The 25706-nt window shown below is 43.6% G+C and carries 24 protein-coding genes; 9 read left to right on the top strand and 15 right to left on the bottom strand.

What is annotated here, in order from left to right; all coding sequences use genetic code 11:
- Positions 1–107: 107 nt before the first annotated feature.
- From ACVW0P_RS08515 to smpB, 3 genes are all read left to right on the top strand, one after another.
- Positions 108–758, top strand: a complete 651-nt coding sequence (locus tag ACVW0P_RS08515; RefSeq protein WP_457131691.1) for a metal-dependent transcriptional regulator — start codon at positions 108–110, stop codon at positions 756–758.
- Positions 755–2650, top strand: coding sequence for an Nramp family divalent metal transporter (locus ACVW0P_RS08520; protein ID WP_457131692.1), 1896 nt, complete (start codon positions 755–757; stop codon positions 2648–2650). Before ACVW0P_RS08515 ends, ACVW0P_RS08520 begins: the two co-directional genes overlap by 4 nt.
- Before the next feature lie 127 nt (positions 2651–2777).
- A complete protein-coding gene (gene smpB, locus ACVW0P_RS08525) occupies positions 2778–3227 on the top strand; it encodes an SsrA-binding protein SmpB (RefSeq protein ID WP_252757400.1) in 450 nt (149 codons plus the stop codon).
- A gap of 170 nt (positions 3228–3397) precedes the next feature.
- Here the strand turns inward: smpB and ACVW0P_RS08530 are convergent, their stop codons facing one another.
- The 4 genes from ACVW0P_RS08530 to ACVW0P_RS08545 form a co-directional block, all read right to left on the bottom strand.
- Positions 3398–4543 carry a hypothetical protein gene (locus ACVW0P_RS08530; RefSeq protein ID WP_457131693.1) on the bottom strand — a complete coding sequence of 382 codons (1146 nt, stop codon included), beginning with the start codon at positions 4541–4543 and terminating at the stop codon, positions 3398–3400.
- A gap of 280 nt (positions 4544–4823) precedes the next feature.
- Positions 4824–5480: a protein-L-isoaspartate(D-aspartate) O-methyltransferase gene (locus ACVW0P_RS08535; RefSeq protein WP_322231937.1), complete on the bottom strand. Its 657-nt coding sequence runs from the start codon at positions 5478–5480 to the stop codon at positions 4824–4826.
- 242 nt (positions 5481–5722) lie between these two features.
- Positions 5723–8212, bottom strand: coding sequence for a replication restart helicase PriA (gene priA / locus ACVW0P_RS08540; RefSeq protein ID WP_457131694.1), 2490 nt, complete (start codon positions 8210–8212; stop codon positions 5723–5725).
- A 3-nt stretch (positions 8213–8215) separates the two neighbouring features.
- Positions 8216–8602, bottom strand: coding sequence for a DUF423 domain-containing protein (locus ACVW0P_RS08545; protein WP_457131695.1), 387 nt, complete (start codon positions 8600–8602; stop codon positions 8216–8218).
- Between the two features lie 267 nt (positions 8603–8869).
- Here ACVW0P_RS08545 and ACVW0P_RS08550 point away from each other — a divergent pair, with 267 nt between their 5' ends.
- Positions 8870–10468: a hypothetical protein gene (locus ACVW0P_RS08550; protein WP_457131696.1), complete on the top strand. Its 1599-nt coding sequence runs from the start codon at positions 8870–8872 to the stop codon at positions 10466–10468.
- Here ACVW0P_RS08550 and ACVW0P_RS08555 read toward each other — a convergent pair.
- A complete protein-coding gene (locus tag ACVW0P_RS08555; protein ID WP_457131760.1) occupies positions 10465–10740 on the bottom strand; it encodes a hypothetical protein in 276 nt (91 codons plus the stop codon). The two genes, ACVW0P_RS08550 and ACVW0P_RS08555, sit on opposite strands and share 4 nt — an antisense overlap.
- Between ACVW0P_RS08555 and ACVW0P_RS08560 the strand changes: the two genes are divergently transcribed.
- Positions 10661–12025, top strand: a complete 1365-nt coding sequence (locus ACVW0P_RS08560; protein WP_457131759.1) for a DUF5723 family protein — start codon at positions 10661–10663, stop codon at positions 12023–12025. The two genes, ACVW0P_RS08555 and ACVW0P_RS08560, sit on opposite strands and share 80 nt — an antisense overlap.
- Here the strand turns inward: ACVW0P_RS08560 and tsaB are convergent.
- From tsaB to rpmH, 4 genes are all read right to left on the bottom strand, one after another.
- Entirely contained in the window at positions 12022–12705 is a 684-nt protein-coding gene (gene tsaB / locus ACVW0P_RS08565; protein ID WP_457131697.1) for a tRNA (adenosine(37)-N6)-threonylcarbamoyltransferase complex dimerization subunit type 1 TsaB, read from the bottom strand. The two genes, ACVW0P_RS08560 and tsaB, sit on opposite strands and share 4 nt — an antisense overlap.
- A gap of 89 nt (positions 12706–12794) precedes the next feature.
- Positions 12795–13040: a membrane protein insertion efficiency factor YidD gene (gene yidD, locus ACVW0P_RS08570; RefSeq protein WP_457131698.1), complete on the bottom strand. Its 246-nt coding sequence runs from the start codon at positions 13038–13040 to the stop codon at positions 12795–12797.
- Entirely contained in the window at positions 13037–13420 is a 384-nt protein-coding gene (locus ACVW0P_RS08575) for a ribonuclease P protein component (protein ID WP_354432492.1), read from the bottom strand. Before ACVW0P_RS08575 ends, yidD begins: the two co-directional genes overlap by 4 nt.
- A gap of 74 nt (positions 13421–13494) precedes the next feature.
- Positions 13495–13653, bottom strand: coding sequence for a 50S ribosomal protein L34 (gene rpmH / locus ACVW0P_RS08580; RefSeq protein ID WP_299467777.1), 159 nt, complete (start codon positions 13651–13653; stop codon positions 13495–13497).
- A gap of 137 nt (positions 13654–13790) precedes the next feature.
- Between rpmH and ACVW0P_RS08585 the strand changes: the two genes are divergently transcribed.
- A complete protein-coding gene (locus tag ACVW0P_RS08585) occupies positions 13791–14669 on the top strand; it encodes a ChaN family lipoprotein (RefSeq protein ID WP_457131699.1) in 879 nt (292 codons plus the stop codon).
- 60 nt (positions 14670–14729) lie between these two features.
- Here the strand turns inward: ACVW0P_RS08585 and ACVW0P_RS08590 are convergent, their stop codons facing one another.
- From ACVW0P_RS08590 to mscL, 3 genes are all read right to left on the bottom strand, one after another.
- Complete coding sequence (locus tag ACVW0P_RS08590; protein WP_457131700.1) at positions 14730–15071, bottom strand: MmcQ/YjbR family DNA-binding protein; 342 nt, start codon at positions 15069–15071, stop codon at positions 14730–14732.
- A 190-nt stretch (positions 15072–15261) separates the two neighbouring features.
- Positions 15262–15570, bottom strand: a complete 309-nt coding sequence (locus tag ACVW0P_RS08595) for a hypothetical protein (protein ID WP_457131701.1) — start codon at positions 15568–15570, stop codon at positions 15262–15264.
- Positions 15571–15575: 5 nt separating this feature from the next.
- Positions 15576–15965 carry a large conductance mechanosensitive channel protein MscL gene (mscL, locus tag ACVW0P_RS08600; protein ID WP_354432495.1) on the bottom strand — a complete coding sequence of 130 codons (390 nt, stop codon included), beginning with the start codon at positions 15963–15965 and terminating at the stop codon, positions 15576–15578.
- Between the two features lie 155 nt (positions 15966–16120).
- Between mscL and rpoN the strand changes: the two genes are divergently transcribed.
- Positions 16121–17593, top strand: a complete 1473-nt coding sequence (gene rpoN, locus ACVW0P_RS08605; RefSeq protein ID WP_354432496.1) for an RNA polymerase factor sigma-54 — start codon at positions 16121–16123, stop codon at positions 17591–17593.
- A gap of 139 nt (positions 17594–17732) precedes the next feature.
- Here rpoN and ACVW0P_RS08610 read toward each other — a convergent pair whose 3' ends face one another.
- From ACVW0P_RS08610 to ACVW0P_RS08620, 3 genes are all read right to left on the bottom strand, one after another.
- Entirely contained in the window at positions 17733–18749 is a 1017-nt protein-coding gene (locus ACVW0P_RS08610; RefSeq protein ID WP_457131702.1) for a PorP/SprF family type IX secretion system membrane protein, read from the bottom strand.
- Entirely contained in the window at positions 18749–21478 is a 2730-nt protein-coding gene (locus ACVW0P_RS08615; protein ID WP_457131703.1) for a T9SS type B sorting domain-containing protein, read from the bottom strand. The genes ACVW0P_RS08610 and ACVW0P_RS08615 overlap by 1 nt, the downstream gene beginning before the upstream one ends.
- Before the next feature lie 117 nt (positions 21479–21595).
- Entirely contained in the window at positions 21596–22300 is a 705-nt protein-coding gene (locus tag ACVW0P_RS08620) for an NUDIX hydrolase (RefSeq protein ID WP_354432499.1), read from the bottom strand.
- A 149-nt stretch (positions 22301–22449) separates the two neighbouring features.
- Here ACVW0P_RS08620 and ACVW0P_RS08625 point away from each other — a divergent pair, with 149 nt between their 5' ends.
- On the top strand, positions 22450–23139 hold the full coding sequence (locus ACVW0P_RS08625) for an ABC transporter ATP-binding protein (RefSeq protein ID WP_457131704.1): 690 nt from the start codon (positions 22450–22452) through the stop codon (positions 23137–23139).
- On the top strand, positions 23132–25699 hold the full coding sequence (locus ACVW0P_RS08630; protein WP_457131705.1) for an ABC transporter permease: 2568 nt from the start codon (positions 23132–23134) through the stop codon (positions 25697–25699). Before ACVW0P_RS08625 ends, ACVW0P_RS08630 begins: the two co-directional genes overlap by 8 nt.
- Positions 25700–25706: the final 7 nt, after the last annotated feature.

The following is a 25706-nucleotide window of genomic DNA, read 5'->3' on the forward strand; positions in this document are numbered from 1 at the left end:
TCTATATCCCACAAAATATAATTTTTTTAAAAACTATTTCAACAAAACATATTATATATTTATTTGTATTTTTAGACGTGTCTAAAAATTTAATTAGATTTGCTTAAATGTACACACTAACCGAAGAGAACTATCTTAAAGCCATTTACAAGCTATCACTAATAGCCGAGAATGTGAGCACGAACCAGATCGCGGCCGAACTAACTACCAAAGCATCGTCGGTAACGGACATGCTGCGGAAGCTTGCCGAGAAACTTTTGATCAATTATACCCGTTATCAGGGCGTTAGTTTAACGCAAACCGGCGAAAAGGTGGCGATAAATATCATTCGCAGGCACCGCCTTTGGGAATACTTTTTGGTAGAGAAGCTACATTTTAAATGGGATGAAGTGCACGAAATGGCCGAAGAAATGGAGCATATTTCCTCTACCGAATTGATTGACCGGTTGGACGAATTTATGGGCTTCCCAACCCGCGACCCGCATGGCGACCCGATACCTGATAGCCAGGGCAACTTTAAACAAAACGACCTTAAACCAATTTCGGCTGTTGATGTTAATGCATGCGGGATCATATCCGGCGTTAGGGACCACTCCTCGGCATTTTTACAATACCTGGAGAAGCAAAGCCTAACCATCGGCAAAAAAATAACGGTGAAAGAGATCATCACCTATGATAATACGGTAATACTACAAATGGACAATAAAGATTTACAAATAAGCCGCGATGTGGCCAATAACCTGCTAATAGCCTTATGACCACTCAAAAGCACGATAGCCACTCGTTAGGCAATGTACACAACACCGTCACTACCGAAAATAAGACCGGCTGGCGCAAGCTGCTATCCTTTTTAGGCCCCGCCTACCTGGTAAGCGTTGGCTATATGGACCCCGGCAACTGGGCAACCGACCTTGCCGCCGGCAGCCAGTTCGGCTATAAACTCATCTGGGTTTTACTACTTTCCAACCTGATAGCCCTGCTGCTGCAAAACCTTGCCGTAAGGTTAGGTATTGTACGGGGCTTGGACTTAGCCCAGGCATCTAAACAAACCTACCCTCGCTTTGTAAACTTTTGCTTATATATATTAGCCCAAATAGCCATCATCGCCTGTGATCTTGCCGAGATCATTGGTATGGCTATAGGTTTGAACCTGTTATTCGGCTTGCCGCTAATTTGGGGGGTATCTATTACTTTGCTTGATACTTTGCTGCTGCTATTCCTGTTTAACAAAGGCATGCGCAAGCTGGAAGGCTTCATTATCTCGCTGATATTCATCGTAGGCTTCGCGTTTTTATTGCAGATGTTTATTGTGCAGCCAAACGTTATCGATATTGCAAAAGGCTTTATGCCTACCAAGCTGAACAGCACATCGCTGTATTTGGCTATTGGTATTATTGGTGCTACGGTGATGCCGCACAACCTGTACTTACACTCGTCGCTGGTGCAAACCCGAAAGATAGACCGCAGCGAGGAGGGCATTAAAACCGCCATCCGCTATAACTTTTGGGATACCACTATCGCGTTAAACCTTGCTTTTTTTGTGAACGCGGCTATACTGATATTGGCGGCAAGCGCATTTTTCGGTCGCGGGTTTCATGAGGTTGCCGAGATCCAGGACGCGCATAAACTGTTGACCAATATCTTTGGTAAACTGGCCCCTGCCCTGTTCGCTATCGCGCTGATAGCCGCCGGGCAAAGCTCTACCGTTACAGGCACCCTTGCCGGGCAGATCATTATGGAAGGCCACTTAAACCTGCGCATAGCCCCATGGCTGCGCCGTTTGCTTACGCGATTACTGGCTATAATTCCCGCGTTCTTTACTATCCTTCATTTCGGCGAGGCCGGGCTTGGCAAGTTATTGATACTAAGCCAGGTGGTACTCAGTTTACAACTGGGTTTCGCAATTATCCCGCTTATCCACTTTACATCTGATAAAAAACGCATGGGCACCTTTGCCACCAGCGTACCTTTAAAAATACTTGCTTGGGTGTTTGCCACACTGATAGTCGGGCTAAATGTAAGGCTTGTGATACAGGAGATTGAAACGTGGGCGGCGGGGAGTCCGGGGTCGGCCAACTTAGTCCACTTTGTGATATCGCCTATCGCGGTGGCTATCGGTTTACTGTTGGTCTACGTATTCCTGCGCCCGCTGCTTTACAAACATGCCGATCAACCGATATATGTACCGCACGGCATCGCGGCAGCGTTAGATAATTTAGAAGCCGTAAGTTATAACCAGATTGGCGTCACTATCGATTTTTCTAAGAACGACCAGGATACCATTCGCCATGCTTTGATGCAGGGTGGTAAAAAAGCGCATTACAATCTTATCCACGTAGTAGAAACCGCCGGGGCGCGCTACTATGGCAAGCAGGTGATGGACAGCGAAACACAAAGCGATGTAGATAATTTGGAGAAATACGTAGACGCTCTGGTCAAACTTGGCTACAAAGCCGAAGCTAAGATTGGTTACGGCAGCGCGGCGTCTTCCATAGCGCAGATCGTTAAAGAAACCAAAATAGATTTTGTTGTGATGGGCTCGCATGGGCACAAAGCTTTGAAGGACCTGATTTTTGGCACTACTGTTGATTCGGTAAGGCACAAGGTTAACGTACCGGTGCTGGTAGTGAAACCTCAAAAAAAGAGTTAAGACATGTAGATTCAAGAATCAAGACCGTTAATGAACGAAGAGTGTTCAGAACCCTTGGAGTATTAAGATGCTTTGATTCCTGACGCTTTCCCTTGATTCCTATAATTAATCGCATATTTGCAGCGTAATGGAGCAGAACTTATACATCAAAAATAAAAAGGCATACTTTGAATACCATATACTGGATAAGTACACAGCCGGCATCCAACTTTTAGGTACCGAAATCAAATCGATCCGCGAAGGTAAGGCCAACGTGAATGATGCATTTTGTACTTTTATTGGCAACCAGCTTTACGTACGTAACCTGCATATTTCTGAGTATTCGATGGGTTCGTTCTACAACCACGAAGCCAAACGCGACCGCATTCTGTTGCTCAATAAAAAGGAACTTAAAAAACTGCTAACCCGCGGCGAAGAAAAAGGCCTGACCATTGTACCCCTTGCCCTATTCATCAGCGAACGTGGTTTTGCCAAGCTTGAAATTGGCCTTGCCCAGGGTAAAAAGACCTTCGACAAACGTGAAACCATGAAAGAGCGCGATACCAAAATTGAAATGGACAGGGCAATGAAAAGGTAATTTAGAAAGAGGCAAGATTTTTAGATATAAGAATCAAGATAGCTGCATTTAATTTTTATACGCACGTTTCGAGGCACGAAGAATGACGTCTATCTATTCCGCACATTGTGTTAATAAGGGCCTTGAGAAAAAGTTCAAATCATGATCGGGTCGTCATATTCTTTTTGAGATTACTTTAATATCATAGTTTCAGGCTTGTTGTTCTTAACATAATATACTACATTTTCAGAAATATAATGTATGCCCAAATCATCCATTTCTAACTTAGTTAGCTTCAGGTTTTTTGCAAGATCGAATAAATGGATATTATTTAGAAGTACAATTGCAACTACGTCATCGTTTACGAATCTCATATTTACGAAGTGATTTCGATCAATTTCCATATAAGTATCTGTAACAGCCGCAAGATTTTTGAGATCAGCAAGAAAATAGGATCTAATGTTGGTAGTTAGATTGGCTGCACCATCCTGAGCAAATTCCAATACCGCACATTTGTCGCCCGTAATGTTTATCGCACAATGATTTAAATCAGCAGAATCAAAATTCAGATTACTAAGTTGGGTTAGGCTATAATCAACCTCCATTTTAAAAGTTTTAAAAGCATCTATACCGTAAGTTGGCGACTGAAATATTATGGCAAATTGTTTTGTGGCATGATGAAAAGCGTAAGAACTAATATATTCATAGGGTCCTTTGTCTTCTTGAAAAGCATCATCGCCAAACATTTCTGATTGAAAATGTTTACCCCTAAATGGTTTCCATATTTGTAAATTCTCATGGTAAAAAGGATCAGACGCGACGTGCATCAGCGTTTCATGATCTATAAACCGAATAAAATCATTTTCATAAGTATAGACGTAACTTTGAACCCTTTCATAAATAAGCTCATCTTGTATAATCTCCCCATCGAAATCAATCAATAGATACCTGCATTGCTCGGTTTTAGTATGATCGCTCTGACCGTTACGATAATTAATAAACCTCCCCTGTAGTAGTATCTTCTGACAAACTACATTTACCTCAAAGTGATATAAGTATGAAATGACTTTATATGAAGGTAAATCACTATTTAAATGAAAAGCGTCCTCATAGGCAGGTCGTCCAATTTTATTTTGACCGTTGTTATTACGAAAATATGAGTGCAAGTGCAGATAAAGATCTTTAAGATCGATAATTCGATGCGAATCTTTGTTACTTTCTCTTAAGGAAACGTATAGGGAGCCATCCGGTTTGCTCATTAGCATTGCAAAAAGCTCAGTCTCCGTGTCAGCAAAAATTTTTACGATATTGTCAGTAATAAACTCGTCATTCAGCATATACTAATTTTAATACAATTAAACTTGCAAAGCGCCTTAAATATTCAAATATAGTTTTAAGTTTAAAATCATTCTAATAGGTCTCTATTGGTGCCGTATTACAACTAAATCAAAGCTGCATCAAGTATCATTTTGTAATCATCCCATTGATAAAACTATATTACAAATTCAATCTGACACCTTATAAAACCAAACGACTATTAGATCAAATAGTGGTTATTACAAATGACGAGATTTTAATTTCTTGATTCCTGAATTTAAAGATCTTGATTTCCTCCCCTTACCACGCCCTATCACCCACTAGCGGCACAAACCTAAATGTGTCCAAAACATGTCGTTCGTAGTCGTGCTCGGCAGTTTTTAATACGGTTACCATCTTTTGGGATTTTTCGTCCCCTACGGGGATAACGAGGATGCCGCCTATTTTGAGTTGTTTCAACAGTATTTCGGGCACGGTTGGGGCGCCTGCAGTTACAATGATCTTATCGTAAGGTGCATCTTCCGCAATACCTATCGAACCATCGCCCAAAAAGAATTTCGGTTTATAGCCCATGTATGGCAATACCTGTATAGTGCGTTCGTAAAGCTTTTCCTGGCGCTCTATGGTGAAAACCTTAGCGCCAACTTCCATCAGCACACAAGTTTGATAACCACAGCCTGTGCCAATTTCAAGCACTTTATCGCCTTTTTGAATGTGCAATAGTTCGGTTTGATAAGCTACCGTGTATGGCTGCGAAATGGTTTGCCCGGCCCCTATCGGGAAAGCGATATCCTTGTAGGCCTGGTTCCAGAAAGTTTCATCGAAAAAATAGTGGCGGGGTACTTTACCAATGGCATGCAGCACCCTTTCGTCTTCGATACCCTTCTTACTCAGTATCTCTACCAGTCGTTTCCTTGCACCTTGCTCGCGGTAATTATCAATAAATTTGTACGCCATTACATAACAAAGTTATACAAAAAGCCGGCAATTTGCCGGCTTCGTGTGTCGCTTTATAATAAGGCTTTGGTTGTTAACCAGTAATGTTTTAAACATGGGCAGTTACCACCAACCGTGTACATTATATACGGTTGTACGCGGCTGTGCAGCATAGGCGACAGTTACATCGCGGGCGGCATATAAACCTATTTCGTGTTAGGTACAATACATGTCCCCGTTTAATACAACTATCTAATTTATTCCTAATAGGGGTCAACATCGGGTTGTACGATGCTGCCTTTGCTCAGTTTGGTGGTTTGGAACTGCGTAATCACCTCCCTGATGATGGCTTTTGCCTTTACAATAGAGATGGTATCGCGCTCGAACTTGAGCATAATGGATTTGATGTAGAAATTGCGGATTCGGTTGATAAGCGGGGCCTCGGGGCCTATTACACGATCTCCAAAATGCTTGCGCAATTCGTTAGCCATGTACTCGGCCTGGTTGTATAATACTTGCGGGTCGCGGTGCTTAATAGCCATGCTGATGATGCGGTAGTAGGGCGGATATTTAAAGCTTTTCCGCTCCTCCATTTCGGTAAAGTAGAGGTCGTTATAATCATTCCCGATCACCTGTTTTATAACCCGGTGATTGGGATCATAAGTTTGGATGACCACCTTGCCCTGTTTGCCCCTTCGCCCTGCCCTGCCGCTTACCTGTGCAAGCATCTGGTAACTGCGCTCGTTGGCGCGGTAATCCGGGTATTTGAGCAGACTATCCGCGTTGATGATCCCTATAACGGTAACATCGGCAAAATCCAAACCCTTGGCAACCATTTGGGTACCAATAAGCACATCTATTTTTTTCTCTTCCAGATTATTAAGGATGGTTTGCAGGGAGTTGCGCGACCGTGTGGTGTCCAGGTCCATCCGTGCAAGGCGCAGGCCGGGCATCAGTACAGATAGCTCGTCCTCCACCTTCTCGGTACCAAAACCTTTGTATTCTAAATGGGTAGAGCCGCATGCCGGGCAAATGGTTGCTGTATCTTCTTTATAACCGCAATAGTGGCAATGCAGCTTGTGGGTATGCTTATGGTAGGTTAGGCTAACATCGCAGTTGATACATTTTGGGGTGTAAGCGCAGATCTTGCACATCAGCACCGGCGCGTAACCACGGCGGTTCTGGAACAGTATCACCTGCTCCTTATTATCTATAGCCAGCTGTATATCCTGCATCAGCACACTGCTAAAGTGCGATTGCATGGTTTTGCGCTTGGTTTCTTCGGTGATGCTCACTACTTCTATAAGGGGTAATTTTACACCGCCGTATCGTTCCGTCAGTTCAACCAAGCCGTATTTATGCACACGTGCATTATAATAGGTTTCGAACGATGGCGTGGCCGAACCAAGCAGCACCTTCCCTTTATACATATTAGCCAGGTAGATGGCCGCGTCGCGGGCGTTATAGCGTGGGGCCGGGTCGAATTGTTTGTATGACGTTTCGTGTTCCTCGTCCACAATCAACAAACCCAGATCGTTAAACGGCAAAAAAACGGATGAGCGTGCACCAAGGATCACCTTGTACTCGCCGTTCAGCACCTTTTGCCAAACCTCCACCCGCTCATTATCATTAAAGCGCGAGTGGTAAACACCAATAGTGCCACCAAAGTACACCCGCAGGCGTTCAATGATGTGGGTTGTTAAGGCAATCTCCGGCAGCAGGTAAAGCACCTGCCTGCCGCTGGCCATCATATCTTCTATCAGCTTAATGTAGATCTGCGTTTTACCGGACGAGGTTACACCATGCAGCAATACCACATCCTTTTCTAACAATTGCTCTTTAGTTTGGGCAAGGGCAACCTCTTGCGCGGGGCTGAGTATAAAATTACTCAGTTGGTCTTCGTCCTCGTCATACCCCAGGCGGCTTACGTTGCGTTCCTCGGCAATAAAAACGTCTTTCTCTATCAGCGATTTAATGCTGGAATCGCCGCTTCCGCTTTCTTCTATCAGTTCGTTTTTTGAAACCTGCTTTTGCTGGCGCGATAATTTGATAAAGGCCAACACCGCATCCGCCTGTTTTGGGGCGCGTTTTTCGAGAATGGTAAACAGTTCTCTTAAAGCGTTCTGGTTATGGTAATCAGGGTTGAGGGTTAAGTAAACGCGCTTGCGGGGTTTGTACCGCTCGCTCACTTCTTCCGATATGGTAATGATATTTTTTTCAAAAAGCGTTTTCAGGATGGGCATCACCGTTTTTTGCCCCAGCAGTTTGGCTATATCGCTAATCGTTAGCTCGGGTTGGATCTCCAGCGCCTCAGTGATCAGGAACTCTTTATCGTTAAGAGAGGCCTTATCATACTCATAATCTTTATTGAGCATAATTTTGGTTTCGCTGGCAAGCTTTAGGGCCGATGGCAGGGCGGCGTTCATCACCTCGCCATCGTTACACATGTAATATTCGGCTATCCATTTCCAAAACTGTAACTGGCGCGGAGTAACCACGGGCTGCTCGTCCAATATATCTATGATGTACTTGGCTTCGTACTTTTCGGGCGCGTGTTCCGTTATATTGGCTACAACGGCGGTATATAATTTGCTTTTACCAAACTGCACAACCACGCGCTTGCCAACAACAACGGCGTTGTTAAGTTCGTAAGGTACGCGGTATGTGTAATTGATGCTTATGGCCAACGGTAAAACCACTTCAACAAAAAGCGTTTTACGGGAAGCCTGTAAACCATCGGCAAATTCTAACATCGTTTATTTGTTTCTGAAAGCAGCGAAAGCCAAAAATATCCATCCTATGATGAACAGTAAACCACCTATTGGTGTAATTGGGCCCAGCACCGCCAGTCCCGGCATATTCAACAGATCGCGGCAGGCTAATAAATATAACGAGCCCGAGAACAGGATGATACCCAAGGTGAACAGGTAATAGGTGCTTACAATAACCTTGTTTTTAAAACGGGTAAAGGTGGACAGGAACAGCAACGCAAACACATGGTAAAACTGGTATTGTACGGCGGTTTGCCAAACTTCCAGCTGGCGGGCAGATAGGGAAGCCTTTAAGGCGTGGGCGCCAAAGGCACCGGCAACAACGGCCAATGCACCCAGTATAGATGCTGTAATTATGATTTGTTTGTTCATGCAGATATAAAAGGCTAAGTTAACCAAATGTGGTGAAAGGTGAAAGGTGAAAGGTGAAAGGTGAAAGGTGAAAGGTGAAAGGTGAAAGGTGAAAGGTGAAAGGTGAAAGGTGAAAGGTGAAAGGTGAAAATCGCTGCGCGATTTTTTGTCTGATTTGATAACTCACTAATTCACTCAATCACTAACTCACTAATTAGCCCAATCACTAAATCGATAATTCATCTAATCACTAATTAATAACTCCTAACTTGCGCACGCAAACACGGAATGAAACGACTAATAGTTATTACTTTAATTTTAATTGCCGCAACGGCATATATAACCGTTAAGTATTTTAAAAACTTAAACACATCGGGTATGCATGCCGGCAATATTATGCGCACCATTCCCGATAATGCTGCCCTGGTGTTTGAATTTACTAACGAGAAAAGTTTTTACGATATATATACCGGCAATACCCTGCTTAATAATCTTGTTGGTGAACAAAAAATAAGCGACCTGAATACCGTGCGCAATTTACTTTTCAATAACGCTGCACTTAGTTCATTTTTTACCGGTCGCAATGTGTTTGTATCAGTTCATCCATCGCAAAGCACACAGGTAGATCTGCTGCTTACGGCATCTACCGCAAAGGATATCGACCTTACCGAGTTTAATAAGCTTGCCAAACAGCAAAAACCCGGAATGCTCATAACGCCCCTAAAAATTGGCGAAAAGCGCGGGTATAACATCTATTTTAACGCGCTTAAAAAACGGTTTTATATTATTAATACAGATGCCAATATTTACGCGGGCAGTTTTTCTAAAGACCTGATAACCCAGGCGGCTAATTATACTGCTGATAAAGACAAACACGCCTTTATGCTGCTGCCCGATCAGCAAAATTCAAACTCGCTGGCTAACCTATATATTAACTATGAGCACCTTGGGCCTCTGTTTAACGAGCTCTTTAAAAGCAGCAATACCGATATTTTTAAACCTTTTAGGTTATTGCCTGCCCTGGCCGCATTAAACCTTAATTTTAAGAACGATGCCGTGATGTTTAGCGGTTACACAAATATTGAAACCCAAAAGCCGGGCACCTACTTAAATGTGTTTACCAACCAGCAACCGGTTGTTAACCAATTGAAAGACCTTTACCCGGCTACCACAGCATACGCCACAAACCTGGCCGTATCAGATCCTGCCAGGTTCGCCGCCGACCTGTCCGAGTTTCAAAATAAAGCAGGGCTTCAAAAAGAAAGGGATGCGCTATTTGGGAAAATCAAAACAGAAACGGGTATCAACTTAAATTCCGAATTTGCAAACCTACTGGGTAACGAGTTTGCTGTAGCAACTACCCGCTACCAGGAAAAAATCGCGATAGTAACGGTTAAGAATGGCTCTAAGCTGAGGCCTTTTATCACCAATATAAGTGGCATGGTAAACGATGATGTGGGGCAGTTCAACTATACCAAACTACCTTTCTTTTTATTGGGCGATGCCTTTAACGCTTTCAAAAAGCCTTACTTCCGCATTATAGATAACTACCTGATACTGGCAAATAGCGCTAAAGAACTGGAGAGTTATAACGACACCTATCTTAACCGCAAGTTCCTGAATAAAACCGTCGAGTACGTTAAATTTGATAATTTACTGGCCGAAAAAAGCAATGTCGCCTTTTTTATTCACTTTAAAAACGCGCAGCAAATATTAAAAGATGGTTTAAAAAATGAGTTTTATCTTGCTTATAAAAACAATTCATTATCCATAAGGAATTTTTACGGTGCATCCTATCAGTTTGCCGCAACCGACAAAAATTTCTACACTAATTTTTGTCTATTACAAAACCTGCCCGATAGCACGGTTAGTAAAAAAAACAATTAAAACACAACCAAAAACGCCATATTTACGTTAAATACCCTATTATTAGCCGAGGGGTCAATCAGGCTATAAAACAAAGCAAATACAACCCCGGCATCGCGAATGTGTATGAAGAATTTTTTACTGGTATTTTGTTTCCTATTTATATCCCTTGCATCTTTTGGCCAGCAGTTTTCCCAGTATAATACAGGCACTTTGTACGATTCGTTCGAAAACCCTTCGCGGGCCTCTTTTATTCCGGATAGTAGCAGGCAATTCGCGTTTAACTTTTTCATACCCAATTTTAACAGCAACGTATATTTAACCGGCAACGCACAAGGGCCATTAAAAAACCGCGCTTTTAAAGGAAAGTATTTCGCTACGGGATTAACCCTGGGCGAAAACAGATTTAGCAGGGCTAATGTAAGTGCAAACGTTTACGCTTTAATGTTTAAATCATTCAAGAGTTTAGATGGGAACCAGGAGGTGGGTTTTTCGGTACAAACAAGGGCTGATGGCCGTGGTATATTTACCGACGAATCACTATTATTACTAAACACCGCCGCCCCGTTTACAAGCAATGTGCCATACCCCAATTTATTTAACAATAGTTACACCTACCAAAGCTACCACCAATTTAGCGCAACCTACCGCGAACAGGTAAGCAAAACCTTTGCATTTGGTGTTAAGTTAAGCGCTTTATTAGGGATTCAATACCAACAGCTGCAAATAAATCAATCTAATATCGTTTTTGACAAGGCCAACGATGTTGCCGACCTTAGCCTTCAGGGCCGTTACCGCATAAACTTTACACCGGACGAGTTTACTGCGCATGACCTTCTGCCATCATTCAGGAGCCCGGGTGCATCCATAAGCCTTGGATCTACCATCCGCACGCGCGATAATTTTACCATCCAATTTAACGTAAAAGATATTGGTTTTATACACTGGTACAATCAATCTATCACCAGTAACTTTAATACCACCCGTACTATTAAAAACATAACCGGTACCCGCAGGGAAGATAACTTGTATGCCAATACTTTCCTCATCATTCGTTCCGGCGATAAAAAGGGCTCGTTTGTTACCCCAACAAATGGAAAGATAGAAGTAAGCGCCAACAGATCTTATTGGTTTGATTACGACCGGAAGTTTAAGTATTCGCCAACCATCATTGTACAAAAAGAGGTTTTTTACGATGGTTACACGGCAGCCCTGGTCAATCCGTTACAATATAACAACCTGGTTGGTACGCTAACTACGTCTTATAATAATTTTGGTTTGTTTAATGCGGGGCTGCAGTTTATGGTAAAAGCGCCTAACGTAGAATTTTACATGGGCAGCGACAGGGTGATTGAATCGGCCAACTTATTCAGGGCAGGTGTGAGTAAAAGCACCGCGGCAATAAATAAAAATTCCTCGTTTTCTGGAGCCGATTTTTTCTTGGGCTTCTCACTTAAATTTGGCAATGTGATTGAGCACCCTACAAATGCGAACTTTATACCACTGGGCGAAAAACCTGGATTGATTAAAAGGATCTGGAATAGCATATTCCACCATAATGACGACGACGGAACCTAAGCCCCTGCTTTTTTACCGGCAATAAAATCTTTTAAGTAGTAGGGCTCAAAATAAGCTACATCCACAAAATCGGCACGGTTAAATTTATTTAAAGCAATTTGGGTAAGGTGGTTTGCAGAGTTAGCAAAGTTTGGCAAAAACTGCGCGTTAGGGTTATTGCCAAGCGTATCTTTACATTTATCTGCGCCATCGCCAAAAAACAACACTTTATTTGCGGCAATTATCTCAGCAAAGCTATTGGCATCGATGATCTCGGCAGCGGTAGGTTTTACAACCTCTCCCGCCTGGTTAAATATCGCGGTATAAACTTCCATACGGCGCGCGTCTATCATAGGGCATAAAAGCACATCGCTCCCGATATTGTTATCAGCTACCACACCTGTAGCCATGGCTGCTAAAGTTTCAACAGAAATTAACGGTTTATCCAAAGCAAAGCACAAACCTTTTGCAGTTGATACACCAATACGCAGCCCGGTATATGAACCTGGTCCGCAGCTTACGGCAACAGCATCCAGATCGGCATAGGTAACTTTGCTTGCCGCCAATATATCATCTATATAAACAGTAATAACCTCGGCGTGGATGTTACGTTGATTCATCTCCTTAAAGGCCAATACCCGTCCCTCGTTAGCCAAAGCTACCGAGCATGATGTTGTTGCTGTTTCTATCTGTAATATCATTTCAAGTCAAAAGTAAAAATTCAAAATTCAAAAATGAAAGACTAACCAAATGCAAATTTTTTGACTTTTTACTTTTGAATTTTAGCTTATCAATCAGGTACCGGGTCGTGCCCGTGGCCGCCCCAGGGGTTGCAGCGGGCAATTCGTTTTAGTGTTAACCAGCCGCCTTTAAATGGGCCATGCTTTTTTATAGCCTCTACCCCATATTGCGAACAGGTAGGTGTGTACCGGCAAGCGCTGGGTAATATGGGCGAAATAAGGTACTGGTAGATCTTTATCAGCAGTAAAAACAGTGCGCTAAAGATCTGCTTATTGATATCCCACAAAAACTTCATTTAATAGCCTCCCCTGCAAGCTGGTTTAACAGCTTTATCATTTTCTTTTCAAAAAGATCGGAGGTGGAAATTTCTTTACCAATATAGCTTATAGAGAGCACAAGCTTTTTCTCGGCCGTGTTCAGCACATCGTAAAGCAGGGATTGTTTGTTAAGGCGGTATGCCTCACGCATGCGGCGTTTAACCAAGTTACGGTCTACCGCGCGTTTATAACGCTTCTTGGCAACAGAAAATACAATCTGCACGGGGAATTGCTGCTCACTGCTTGTAAGCGCCCAGGAAGCCCTGAAAGGGTAACATAAAAAAGAAGAACCGTTATGAAAAAGCCCGTCTATAAGCTTTTTATTACATAACCGTTCTTCTTTTTTAAAAGTGTACATAGTTGTTGATGCTGAACCGAAAATATGTTTACACAAGCGGTTCGCCCCTTTTACAAGGAGTTTAACAACCAGAATTATGCTTTGTGGCTGCGTTCGTCAGAAACACTTAATTTTCTTCTGCCTTTAGCTCTTCTTGCTGCCAATATCCTTCTGCCGTTAGCAGTTGACATACGCTCACGGAAACCGTGTTTATTTCTTCTTTTCCTTTGTGAGGGCTGAAACGTTCTTTTCATGATATATTATTCTATTATTCTTATCGTCCTTTTAAAAACAAGAGCGCAAATGTAGCCTTTTTTTTAGTTTTTTCAAATAGTAATGTTGTATTTTGATTGTCGATATTTATCAACTTATTAACATACCTAACTGCGCTATGAAACCTACGGCCGCTTTACTCTTGTTTTTACTCCCAGCAATTGCCTTTTGCCAGGACCCAATGGCGCAAAATTACAAAATATATAGTACTGCTAAACAGCGCTTAGCAACTGCCGACGAGATAATTGCCGACCTTGACAAAGCCGACGTATTATTTTTTGGTGAAGAGCATAACGATAGCACCGGCCATTACCTGGAAAGCCTGCTTTTTAAAAAAATTGCAGATAAATATCCGGGCAAGGCGGGTTTATCAATGGAAATGTTTCAAACGGATTGCCAAACCGTGCTTAACGAGTACCTGGCAGATATGATCCGCGAGAAAAACTTGATTACCGAAGGCCGCGCCTGGAATAATTATAAAGACTATCGCCCAATGATAGAAACGGCGAAAGCGGCACACATCCCCGTGTTGGCAGCTAACGCCCCTACCCGTTACACCAATATGGTTACCCGCGGCAGCTTAAGCAGCCTGGATAAACTTAGCGCTGCGGCTAAAGGCTGGTTAGCCCCTTTGCCGATAGATACCGCCACCGGCCCGTATTACGAAAAATTTGTTACCATAATGGGCGGCCACAGTGCTATGGGTAAATTAAAGATCTACCAATCGCAAAACCTATGGGATGCTACCATGGGTTGGAACATCGCGCAGTTCCTGAAGGCACACGCGGGTTATAAAGTATTTCAGGTGAATGGTGGTTTCCACAGCGAAGAAAAGCTGGGTACAGCGGCACAGCTAAAGAAGTACCTCCCCAAAGTACGCATCTTAAATATACAGGCCTACGCTGATGACCGTTTCGACAACCCCGACTGGAGCAAATTTACCAAACTGGGCGATTATGTGATACTGACTAACCCAAAGCTGGCGAAAACGTTCTAAGTAAGTTCATGGTTCATGGTTCATGGTTCATGGTGAGAACTTGTCCGGAGGAAGATCGTTTTACTCTTCGTCTAAATTAACCAGTGCAGCCAAATGCTTTGGGGCTACTTCGCAATAGGCGGCTTTAAGGATGCCGGTGAGCATTGGCTGGTTAACGGTTTGGAGGTTGATGTGTGTCCACCCTTGTTTACCCCATTTGTTAGGCACGGGGTAAATTACGCTGCTATCAAAAAGGCAAAAGGCATCCTGGTCGGTAACCGAGAGTTTTACTGTTGCTCTGCCCTCTCCCGCCACGGCGGTGGCAAATATCTTTTTCTTCACCCTAAAGGATATTTTCTCGAAGTGCGGTTCTTCCGTTGCTTCGGGGAGCGAGAGGGCTATTTGGCGCAGGGTATCAAACATGGTTAGTGTTTTAACCAGGAAGTGGGACGAGCCATTTCAGGGTCAAATGGTAAGCATATTAATATGACCGTGTAGTTTACGTTATAATTGTTAGAAACTTCCTGATAATACATTTTATTTTTATAAACATACCGCACTATGGCAAAACTATTCGAAGATCCCCTATTATGAATGTTTCCTTTTTTAGTAACTACTGCATAACTTTTATGCCATACGCTGATAGCATTCGCTTTTCGCGCATCCCTTCTTGAATAAGCAACTCTATAAAAAGCCCCATCCCAACCAAAAGGTAAATACACCAAGCAACTATCTCAAGCATACGGTTAAAGTGGACATTTAAACTAAACCAGTTTATTCCTAATCCGAGAAAACCTATTGCCATGGCAACACTTGCCACAACAATATAGAAGCTATTACTTTTGTATGAATAGAAATAAAAAATAAAAGCCCCTGCCAGTAGCGTAAGAAACAGCAACAGCGTAATTTTAAACCTGTTCAAATTTCTTAAGCTTTTGCGGCTAATATATCGCGAATTTCGCCAAGTAAAACCTCTTCTTTAGTAGGTACAGGCTCAACAGTTGGTGCAACTTCTTCTTTCTTTTTAAACCTGTTTATAGCCATTATTATAATGAAGAGCGATAAAGCTATAATAATAAAAGATATCACCTGCGAAATGAAATTACCGTACTTTATAGCCGTGCCGGGTATAACCAGTTGGCTAAGGTTTGATAAATGAGCCGCCTTTAACGCGGGGGTTAAAACCGCGGGGGTAATAATATCATCAACCAACGATTTAACGATACTGCTGAACGCCGCACCTATTACAACCGCAACGGCCAGGTCTAATACATTGCCTTTTACGGCAAACTCTTTAAACTCTTTTACAAATCCCATAATGTATCTTGTTGTGTGTAATTAAAGTTAGCAATAATTGTATTGCATGTCCAAACAAAATTCCCCTAAAAGCATTTTTAGATCGTAAATATGCCTTTATAACTAATTTTTAAAACTTTAAGGTAATTGGTGTATTTTTGGCCTCGTTAACTACTATGCTTAAACAGAACCTTCAACAAAAACTCTTACAAAAATTATCGCCGCAGCAAATACAATTTATAAAATTGCTGCAGGTGCCTACCGTATCGTTAGATACCCGTATTAAAGAAGAACTGGAAGAGAACCCCGCCCTTGAAGATTTAAGCCTTACCGTTAGCGAACCCGAAGAACAATACCCCGACCGCGACCCTGATGAAGACACCTACAACGGCGACGAAGACCAGGGCCCGATGGATGAGTTTAATATTGACGATTACCTACAAGACGATAACGTAAATGATTACGGCAGCCGTTACGACCAAAATGGCGACGACGAGGATGAACGTAAAGAAGTCCCGTTCGCGGTGCAAAGCTCTTTCTTCGAGAGCCTGCAGGCACAGCTTGACCTGCTGCCTGTATCTGATAAAGACTTTAGCATAGGCAAGCAAATTATAGGTAGTTTGGACGATGACGGCTACTTGCGCAGGCCCATTATGTCGCTGACCGACGACCTGGCCTTTTCGCAGAATGTTATTGCCGAGGATGAAGAAGTGGAGGATATGCTTAAAGTGATCCAAAGCTTTGACCCGGCCGGTGTTGGCGCACGCAGTTTGCAGGAATGCCTGCTGATCCAACTTCGCAAAAAAGACCCTAACGACCCTATTATTCGCAAAGCGATATTGGTGGTAGAGAATTACCTGGACGAATTTACCCGCAAGCATTACGATAAACTAGAGAAATCGCTCAACCTAAACTCGATTGAGTTACGTGGCGTAGTGAACGAGATATTAAAGCTTAACCCAAAACCGGGCGACAGTAATGAGGTGAGCACCAAGCAAATGCAGGTGATTCCCGATTTTCATATCAAGAACAACGATGGCGCACTGATACTTACCCTAAACTCTAAGAACGCGCCCGAACTAAAAGTGAGCCGCTCTTACCAGGAGATGTTTCAGCATTACGATAAGGCATCGCAAAAAGATAAAAAACTGAAAGAAGCTGTACAATTTGTAAAACAAAAGCTCGATTCGGCTAAATGGTTCATTGATGCTATTAAGCAGCGCCAGCAAACCTTGCTGAAAACCATGAACGCTATTATGCAATACCAATACGATTTCTTTTTGACGGGCGACGATAAGAACCTGAAACCAATGATCCTGAAAGATATTGCCGACCGTATAGGTATGGATATATCTACCGTATCGCGCGTGGCCAACTCCAAATATGTACAAACCGAATTTGGTACATTCCTGCTTAAATCATTCTTTAGTGAGGCTATCCAAACCGAAAGCGGCGAGGAAGTATCAAACAAAGAGGTTAAGAAGATATTGGAAGAGCACATTGGCAAAGAAGACAAACGCCACCCCCTTGCCGACGAAAAACTTACCGACATATTAAAAGAAGCCGGCTACAACATAGCCCGCCGTACCGTAGCCAAATACCGCGAGCAAATGAACATCCCGGTTGCAAGGCTAAGGAAAGAGTTGTAAAGAGAGTCAAGACTATTAGACCCAAGAGTTAATACATAGAAAAGCCCTTTAGAATTTCTAAAGGGCTTTGTTTTTTTTGCGTCTTACCTCCTGGTTCTTGTTTCTTGGTTCTTGACTCTTGTTTTTTGACTCTCTCCCCCTACCACCCGTGCTGCGGGCTGGTTAATTTGTAGCGGTTGTTGAGCATAATGCCTAAAACGATCTCGTGCGAGCCGTTACTTACGGTACGCAGGGCCGATGTGGTTGCATCGTAAGAATAACTTACGTTGATGAACGAGCTTAGGTTAAAACCGGCCAATATCCCAAATGAATCATCCTTACGGTACGAACCACCAAACCAAAACCTGTCGCGGAAGGATAGCTTCATATTTAAGTCGAACGAGGTTGGCGTGGGTTGTATAAATTTAATGAGGGCCGATGGCAACAGGCTCACATCGTCAGACAGGTAAAACTTATAACCGGCCGTTGCAAAGTAATGCGGCACCGTTTTGCTCAAATTTTGCCCATTACCGGTAGTAATAAATTGGTTTTGAGGCAATATCTGTTGCGCCGATATTCCAACAAAATAAGTTGACGAATATGCCCAGATGCCTACACTTGCATCGGGCTTCCATTGGTTGGCGTTAATATCGCGTAGCACGGGGTCGTCCTGATTCTCTAAGGTAATTAATGATGTATTTAAATGCAGGTGGTTAAACCCTGCCGATACACCTACCGCAAGGTTCAATTTTTCGGTAAGGCCCAAATGGTAAGCGTAGGTAGCCGCCATACTGGTTTGATCTATCGGCCCGGCTTTATCGGTAACCAGCATGAAGCCAATACCATGGTGCGGCTCGGCGGCTCGGTACTCCGATGTGTACAACCTGCTGTATGGGCTATCGCCGCCAGATGGGAACGATGCGGCATCACCACGGGTAAAATCCGTACCAAGCGGTGCGTTAATGGTAAAGTAGGCCGTTGTCGGCGCACCTTCAAGCCCTGTCCATTGGCTGCGGTAACCCAACTTAACATCAGTGTAATTTTCAATCCCTGCAACCGCCGGGTTAAGCAGGTAGTTGTTAAAAATATATTGCGTGTATTGTGGTTTTTGCTGGCCGTAAGTTATCCCAGTGCAACAAAAAAATATAGCTGTAAAAAGTAAAATTTTATTCAACATTATTTTAATATAGTAACACTGCCGGCTATGGTTTTACGGCCGTTTTTAGGGTTTATAATATAGTAATAAGTGCCTGTAGGTAACACTGTACCACGGTACCTTCCATCCCAGGGCGATGCATAACCAACAGACGAATATACCTTTTCTCCCTGTCTGTTGTACACGTCAACCGTATTTCCGGGGTAAGTATCTAAATATTTAATTCCCCAGGTATCATTTATGCCATCGCCGTTAGGGGTAAATGTATTTACAACTATTGGTTTTTTCAACACTTTTACAAATACTTCATCATAAGCAGCACAACCATTCAAAGTGGTAACCGTTAACCGGTAATGTTTATCATCAATTGCCGAGCATACCGGATTAATGGCATTAGGATCATCCAACCCTATAGATGGCGTCCATTGATAGGCAAGGTTGGTGCCTGTAACGGCCGGCTTTAGTACGACACTTTCTCCCTCAAGCAAAGGCACAAGTTCTGCAATATCAACGGTTGGCAACGGGTTTACTACAATATCCTGCGTAGTGGTCGCATCACAACCGTTCACCGCCACAAAATGGTAGGTGATGGTTTTAGTGCCCGGCCCCGCCGCAGCCGGGTCAAACAAACCTGAAGCACTAACACCCGGCCCGCTAAATGTGCCCGGGCTTGCGCCAACAAAACCATGGTCATCTTTTATGATCTGCACTTTACCGGCATCCTGGCACATTGGGCTTATTTGCGTCATTGATACCTTAGGGCTTCCTTTTATAGTAACCACTCTCTCATAACCATTCTCGCATACAGCCCCCTCGCCAGTGTATACAACCATTTTTACAGTGTAATTGGTTGATGTTACTGAATAATCATACGTATGATGGTAGTTTTTATCTGCGTGAAGTTCTGCACGGCTGTACGTTTCAAATAACTCGGGATGATTGCCGTAATCCCACCAGATCTTTATTTGATCAACCGTTGTTGGGTCGACAACGGATTGGTCTTGTATGGTGATCTCCGTGGCACTGCAGGCATTATCCGGGGGAGAAAATTTGGTTTGCGCGAAGTCTGATATGGTAAAATCGAAGTCGATATCTTTAGAGGCGCCGCAATCATCAACCGGCGAAGGGTTGATAACCGTAGCGGTGTAGGTATAACTGCCTTTAGTAAAGGTAGGCAAAGGGCTTGGATATTCATAACGGTACAGTGTTGTACCGTCTTTTACAAAAGCTGTGGCAACCGGGTTATTATCCGGCTTCACCAGCGAGCCATCGTTAAAGTTCCAATCAATATGTGTTGTAATGTATGGGAGCACGAGTTGTAATTTATATCGTTCGCCCGTGCAGCCATTTAGTTGGGCACTGCTTGTTTGCAGGTTATTAAATTGTACATATTCGTTAAGGTTTTTAAGATTGGTACCTGCCGAGTAACCGTACGACTCCTTTTGCCCAAAGCCATAAGCTATCGCGTTAAAGCCATCGTCGGCGCTTAGCGTATGTGTTCCTTCGCCAACGGGGATCTGCGCGTAGGCGTATCCCGCACCATTCAAGATCTCCACAAACGCCGTGTAAGGCTGGCCGTCCAGCTTAAACGTCGACGATTTATCCGACCGTATCACCACGTTTATAAAATGCTTAAGTATCTTTTCGTGAAAGGTTGAATATAGGGTTACATGATTAATAGTTTGTTCAATAGGATTTAGGTAGATCATCTCCGGGTCGCCTACATCGCGGGCGTCAAACTCACAGCCCGGGGACAACGTTTTGCCTTGCGTAACAGCATATTGCACAACCTGTATGGGCTTATCAGCTTTAATAATATTGGTTACATCCGATGAAAATTCATAAACATTATTGCTTTGGATGTTACCCTGGGGTATCACCCTACCATTAACCGTAATCACTGTGTTGGGCTCACTTAAAACCACCCGGAATATATCGTAATTACGGCTTTTAAGCGGAACCGTTATGTAGTTTTTACCCCACGAGGCCGTTGGATACACCTGCTGAAAAAGATTGTCTGAGGTTTTGTTGTTATCATCGCAACCTATAAATATTTTTGTACTGCCAGAGAATACCGCTATCTTTTTACACACCTGCGTACCGGCACTTTTACTTATAATTTTAGTACCGGTAAGATCGCTGAAGGCCAAACCCTGATATACCTCACCCTTATTTAGCGATATTGTAAACGGTAAGCCGGCGGGCTTTTGGTCAACCAATTCAGCTGATGGGGTAATTTCTACGGTGGTGTTATCCTCTGTACCTATTACCATAAAAGTGGAAAAAGTGTTTACCTGGGCATTTGAACGCTGTGTATAATTTAATGAGTAATAACTTTTGCCCAATACAGCCACAGGCAATAACAGCGTTGCGCCAGATACGGCATTGGCATATATATGCGCAAAAATAGCGATCTTTTTTGCTGATGTTATATGGATGCCCTGAAGGGTCTTACCTTGGTTTTGAATAAATGCTTCGTTGTGGGGTACTTCTATTTCGGTTACCTGGTTGGGTAAAACGTCCCTGATGATAGCCGGGAAACTGCCGTTTGCTATCTCGACTTTTACAGTGGTTGCTTCATCGGCCGTAATGTAAAGTACCATTGTACTTATCCCGAAATCTTCCGAATGTGACATGTATGCCGTCCAAAACTCCTTACCCTGGCTTGATGTGCCCTGGGCAAAAGATAAGTAACTGCAGCAAAGCAACGCCAGCGTTATTAAAACACGAAATCCCTTTTCCCTATCCAATTTAATAACCGGTTTATAATAAACCCAAACGGGTGCATTAAATGTAAGCAGTTTTATTGTAAACCTAAATAAATCTGCGTGTTATCTTTTGTAAAAAGGCTGTTAGGAAACTGTTGCTTAAAAGAATTTGTCGGGGTTTGGCACCAGGTTAAGGAACTTCTCAAACTTTTTCTCGTAGTTAGATTGATCCAACTGATAATAGAAAGCCCCCTTTTTTGATGATTGCTTATCCTTTTCGGCGAGTTTTATAAGCAAACCGGTTGATAGCAATTTGCGGCTAAAGTTACGGTCGTCAAACTCTGTTTGGTAAACACCTTCATATAGCGACTGTAGCTGCGGGATAGTGAACCGCTCTGGCAGTAGCTGGAAAAGTATTGGGTGCAAGGCGGCCTTATAACGCAATTGCTTTTTAGCTATCGCTACCATTTCGGCATGGTCAAACACCAGGTCGGGCATTTCATCAAGCAAAAACCACTCGGGGTGGTTGGCATTGGTAAGTTGTTTTTCGTATTTCTGGATATCTATCAACGCGAAATAAGCTACAGATAACGTACGCTCTACCGGGTCGCGGTCTGGTTTGCCAAACACACGGAACTGGTCCATGTACACATTTTTCAAACCGGTGCGCTCTTCTAACACGCGATTGGCAGCGTCTTCGGGGCTTTCTGACGGATGGATAAATCCGCCCATTAAACTCCATTTTCCTTTTTCCGGGTCAAGATCGCGTTCTACCAGTAACAATTTGATGTTCCAGCCATCAAAACCAAATATAATACAGTCGACAGCTGCTAAAATGCGTTGCTGCCCGGGATATTGTTGCATGCGTGTATGTTATTCTACAAGTGTAAATAATATTCGGCATTTTAAAAACACTAAACTAATGTAATGCTTGTGTAAGTAAACACTTAACAAGCATCCGTTATAAATTATTCTTTGTTATTTAATCAATTCAAATAAATACAGCACCAATTTTGGAAATCATATTAAACATATCAAACCTAAACAAAACTTATAAAAGCGCGGGGCGCGAATTAACAGTTTTAGATAATATAAACTTTAGCATCGGCGCGGGTTCTACCAATGCAATTGTTGGCCCGTCGGGCAGTGGCAAAACCACTCTGCTTGGCCTTTGCGCGGGGCTGGACAGCGCTACAAGTGGCATTGTTGAGCTAAGCGGCATCAGCTTTACCAATTTGAGCGAAGATAAACGCGCCCAGGTACGTAACCAGTACGTGGGCTTCATCTTCCAAAATTTTCAATTGCTGCCTACCCTTACCGCTTTAGAAAACGTAATGGTACCGCTTGAGCTGCGCGGTGAAAAAAATATTAAAGTACGTTCGCTTGATTTGCTGGATAAGGTTGGCCTTGCCGACCGCGGCCACCACTACCCTGCCCAACTATCAGGCGGCGAACAACAAAGGGTATCGCTGGCAAGGGCGTTCTCCAATTCACCCAAGATCTTATTTGCCGATGAACCTACCGGGAACCTGGATGCCGAAACAAGTGAGAAGGTGGTAAAACTTATTTTCGACCTTAACCGGGAGGCAGGCACAACCCTTGTTTTGGTAACGCACGACCTGGAACTGGCCGCCAAAACACAGCGTATCATCAAAATTAAGGGTGGCAAATTGGTTGCCGATGATAAAACCGGTAATGAATAACGCACCCATGTACAACGTAAATTTTAAAAGAAAGATAAACTTTGCCTGGCTGTTTAAAATGGCCCTGCGCGATAGCCGCCGAAACCGCTCGCGCCTGTTGCTGTTTATCTCGTCGATAGTGTTTGGGATAGCGGCTTTGGTGGCCATCTACTCGTTCAGGTACAATATCCAGAATGATATTAACCAGCAGGCGGCTACCCTTATTGGAGCTGATCTGACCATCAGCGGCAATAAAGAACCCGACGAAAAACTGCAAAAGATATTGGATAAACTGGGCGAAGACCGCTCGCAGGAACGCAGTTTCCCATCGATGGTGCTGTTCCGGAAAACATTTTCGACACGGTTGGTGCAGGTAAAGGCTTTAGAGGGCAATTTCCCCTACTACGGCGAGCTTGAAACCACCCCTGTACAGGCAGGCCGCGCATTCAAAACCGGCAAATATGCTTTGGTTGATAAAACCCTGATGTTGCAGTTTAATGCCAACGTTGGCGATTCGGTAAGTGTAGGTAACGAAACCTTTGCCATTGCAGGGGTGCTTAATAAAGCGCCGGGCCAAACGGGCATCGCGGCAAGTGTTGCGCCGCTGGTTTATATCCCGATGCAGTACCTGGAAAAAACCGGGCTTATAACCGTCGGCAGCCGCATCAACTATAGCTACTATTATAAATTCGATAAAAAAACCGATGTAGAAAAACTGGCCAAGGGCATGGAAACCCAACTGGATAAGGCCGGGTTTAATTACGACACTGTTGAAGGCAAAAAAGAAGGCACCAGCCGCTCGTTTGCCGACCTGTCGAGGTTCTTGTCATTAGTTGGCTTTATTGCCTTGCTGTTGGGCTGTGTGGGCGTGGCGAGCGCTATCAACATCTACATCCGCGAAAAGATCCGTTCCATCGCCATTATGCGTTGCATGGGTGTTAAAGCATCAGAGGCATTTTTAATTTATTTGATCCAAATCTCAGGCATCGGGCTTATCGGCTCGGTAGCCGGGGCTATATTGGGTACAGCTATTCAACACCTGCTGCCATTGGTACTAAAAGATTTTTTGCCGATCACCATATCGGTAAGCATTTCGTGGCTGGCTATTGGGCAGGGTGTTTTACTGGGGTTGATCATTTCCATACTTTTCGCTTTACTGCCGCTCATCTCTATCCGTAATATCTCTCCGCTAAATACTTTAAGGCTTTCCTTTGATGATACCACTACCATCCGCGACCCTTTTCGCTGGTTGGTTTATATTTTGGTGTTGTTGTTTATCACCTCATTTGCCTACCTGCAAATTGGCGATTGGATGGGCGCGATATCCTTCACCATCGGCATTGCCGTAGCGTTTTTAATATTGACGGCTATTGCATGGCTGCTCATCAGGTTTACCAGGGTGCTGGTCATGAGCAGTTGGAGTTACATCTGGCGACAAGGTTTTGCCAACCTGTATAGGCCAAACAACCAAACTATCATCCTCACGGTTTCTATTGGGCTAAGCACCGCGTTTATTGCTACGTTATTTCTTATTCAGCAATTGCTCATAGGGCAGGTTACGCTATCTACCGGCGACAATCAATCCAACATGATACTGTTTGATATCCAAACCGCGCAGCAAAAAGCCATTGCCGATCTTACCCGCAAACAAGGGTTGCCTGTATTATCGCAAGTACCCATCATTACCATGAGGCTGGAAAAAGTGAACGGCAAAACCGCGGCTGATGCTAAAAAAGACAGTACCCTGCACATTGCCGAAAGGGCTTATGCTTATGAATACCGCATTACTTATCGGGATTCCATCACCAATTCAGAAAAAATAACCTCGGGTAAATGGGAAGCCAAGGCCGAGCCAGGTAAAGACATCCCCGTATCTGCGGAGGAGCGCTTCGCACAGCGCATCAACGCCAAAGTTGGCGATAAACTGGTGTTTAACGTGCAGGGCGTTATGATGAATACCTATATCAGCAGCATCCGCAAGGTAAACTGGAACAAAGTATCCACAAACTTCCAGGTGGTGTTCCCTACCGGGGTTTTGGAAGATGCCCCGCAGATCCACGTATTGCTCACCCACGTGCCAAACAACACCGTATCTGCCAAATACCAGCAAGCGGTGGTAAAGCAATTTCCCAACGTTTCCATTATTGACCTCGGGCTGATCTTGAACGTATTGGACGAATTGCTTGGCAAAATTGGCTACGTTATTAAATTCATGAGTGGGTTTAGCATCATCACAGGTATCATCGTGTTGATCTCGTCTGTCCGCATCAGCAAATACCAGCGCATTCAGGAAAGCGTTTTATTACGCACCCTTGGCGGCAGCCGTAAACAGATCTTTGCCATCACCGCTTTAGAGTACCTTTTCCTTGGCGCGTTATCAGCCTTAACCGGCATAGTCATCGCTATTGGTGGCAGCTGGCTTCTGGCTAAATACACTTTTGATATGCCTTACACCGTTAATTTGTTACCGTTGGTAGCCATCTTTTTTATCATTACTTTGTTAACAGTTATTATAGGCTTGTTAAACAGTCGCGGCATCCTTAACAAACCACCGCTTGAAATTTTGCGGTCGAACTCATAAAAATTGA

This window comes from Mucilaginibacter sp. UYNi724, from assembly GCF_054057495.1.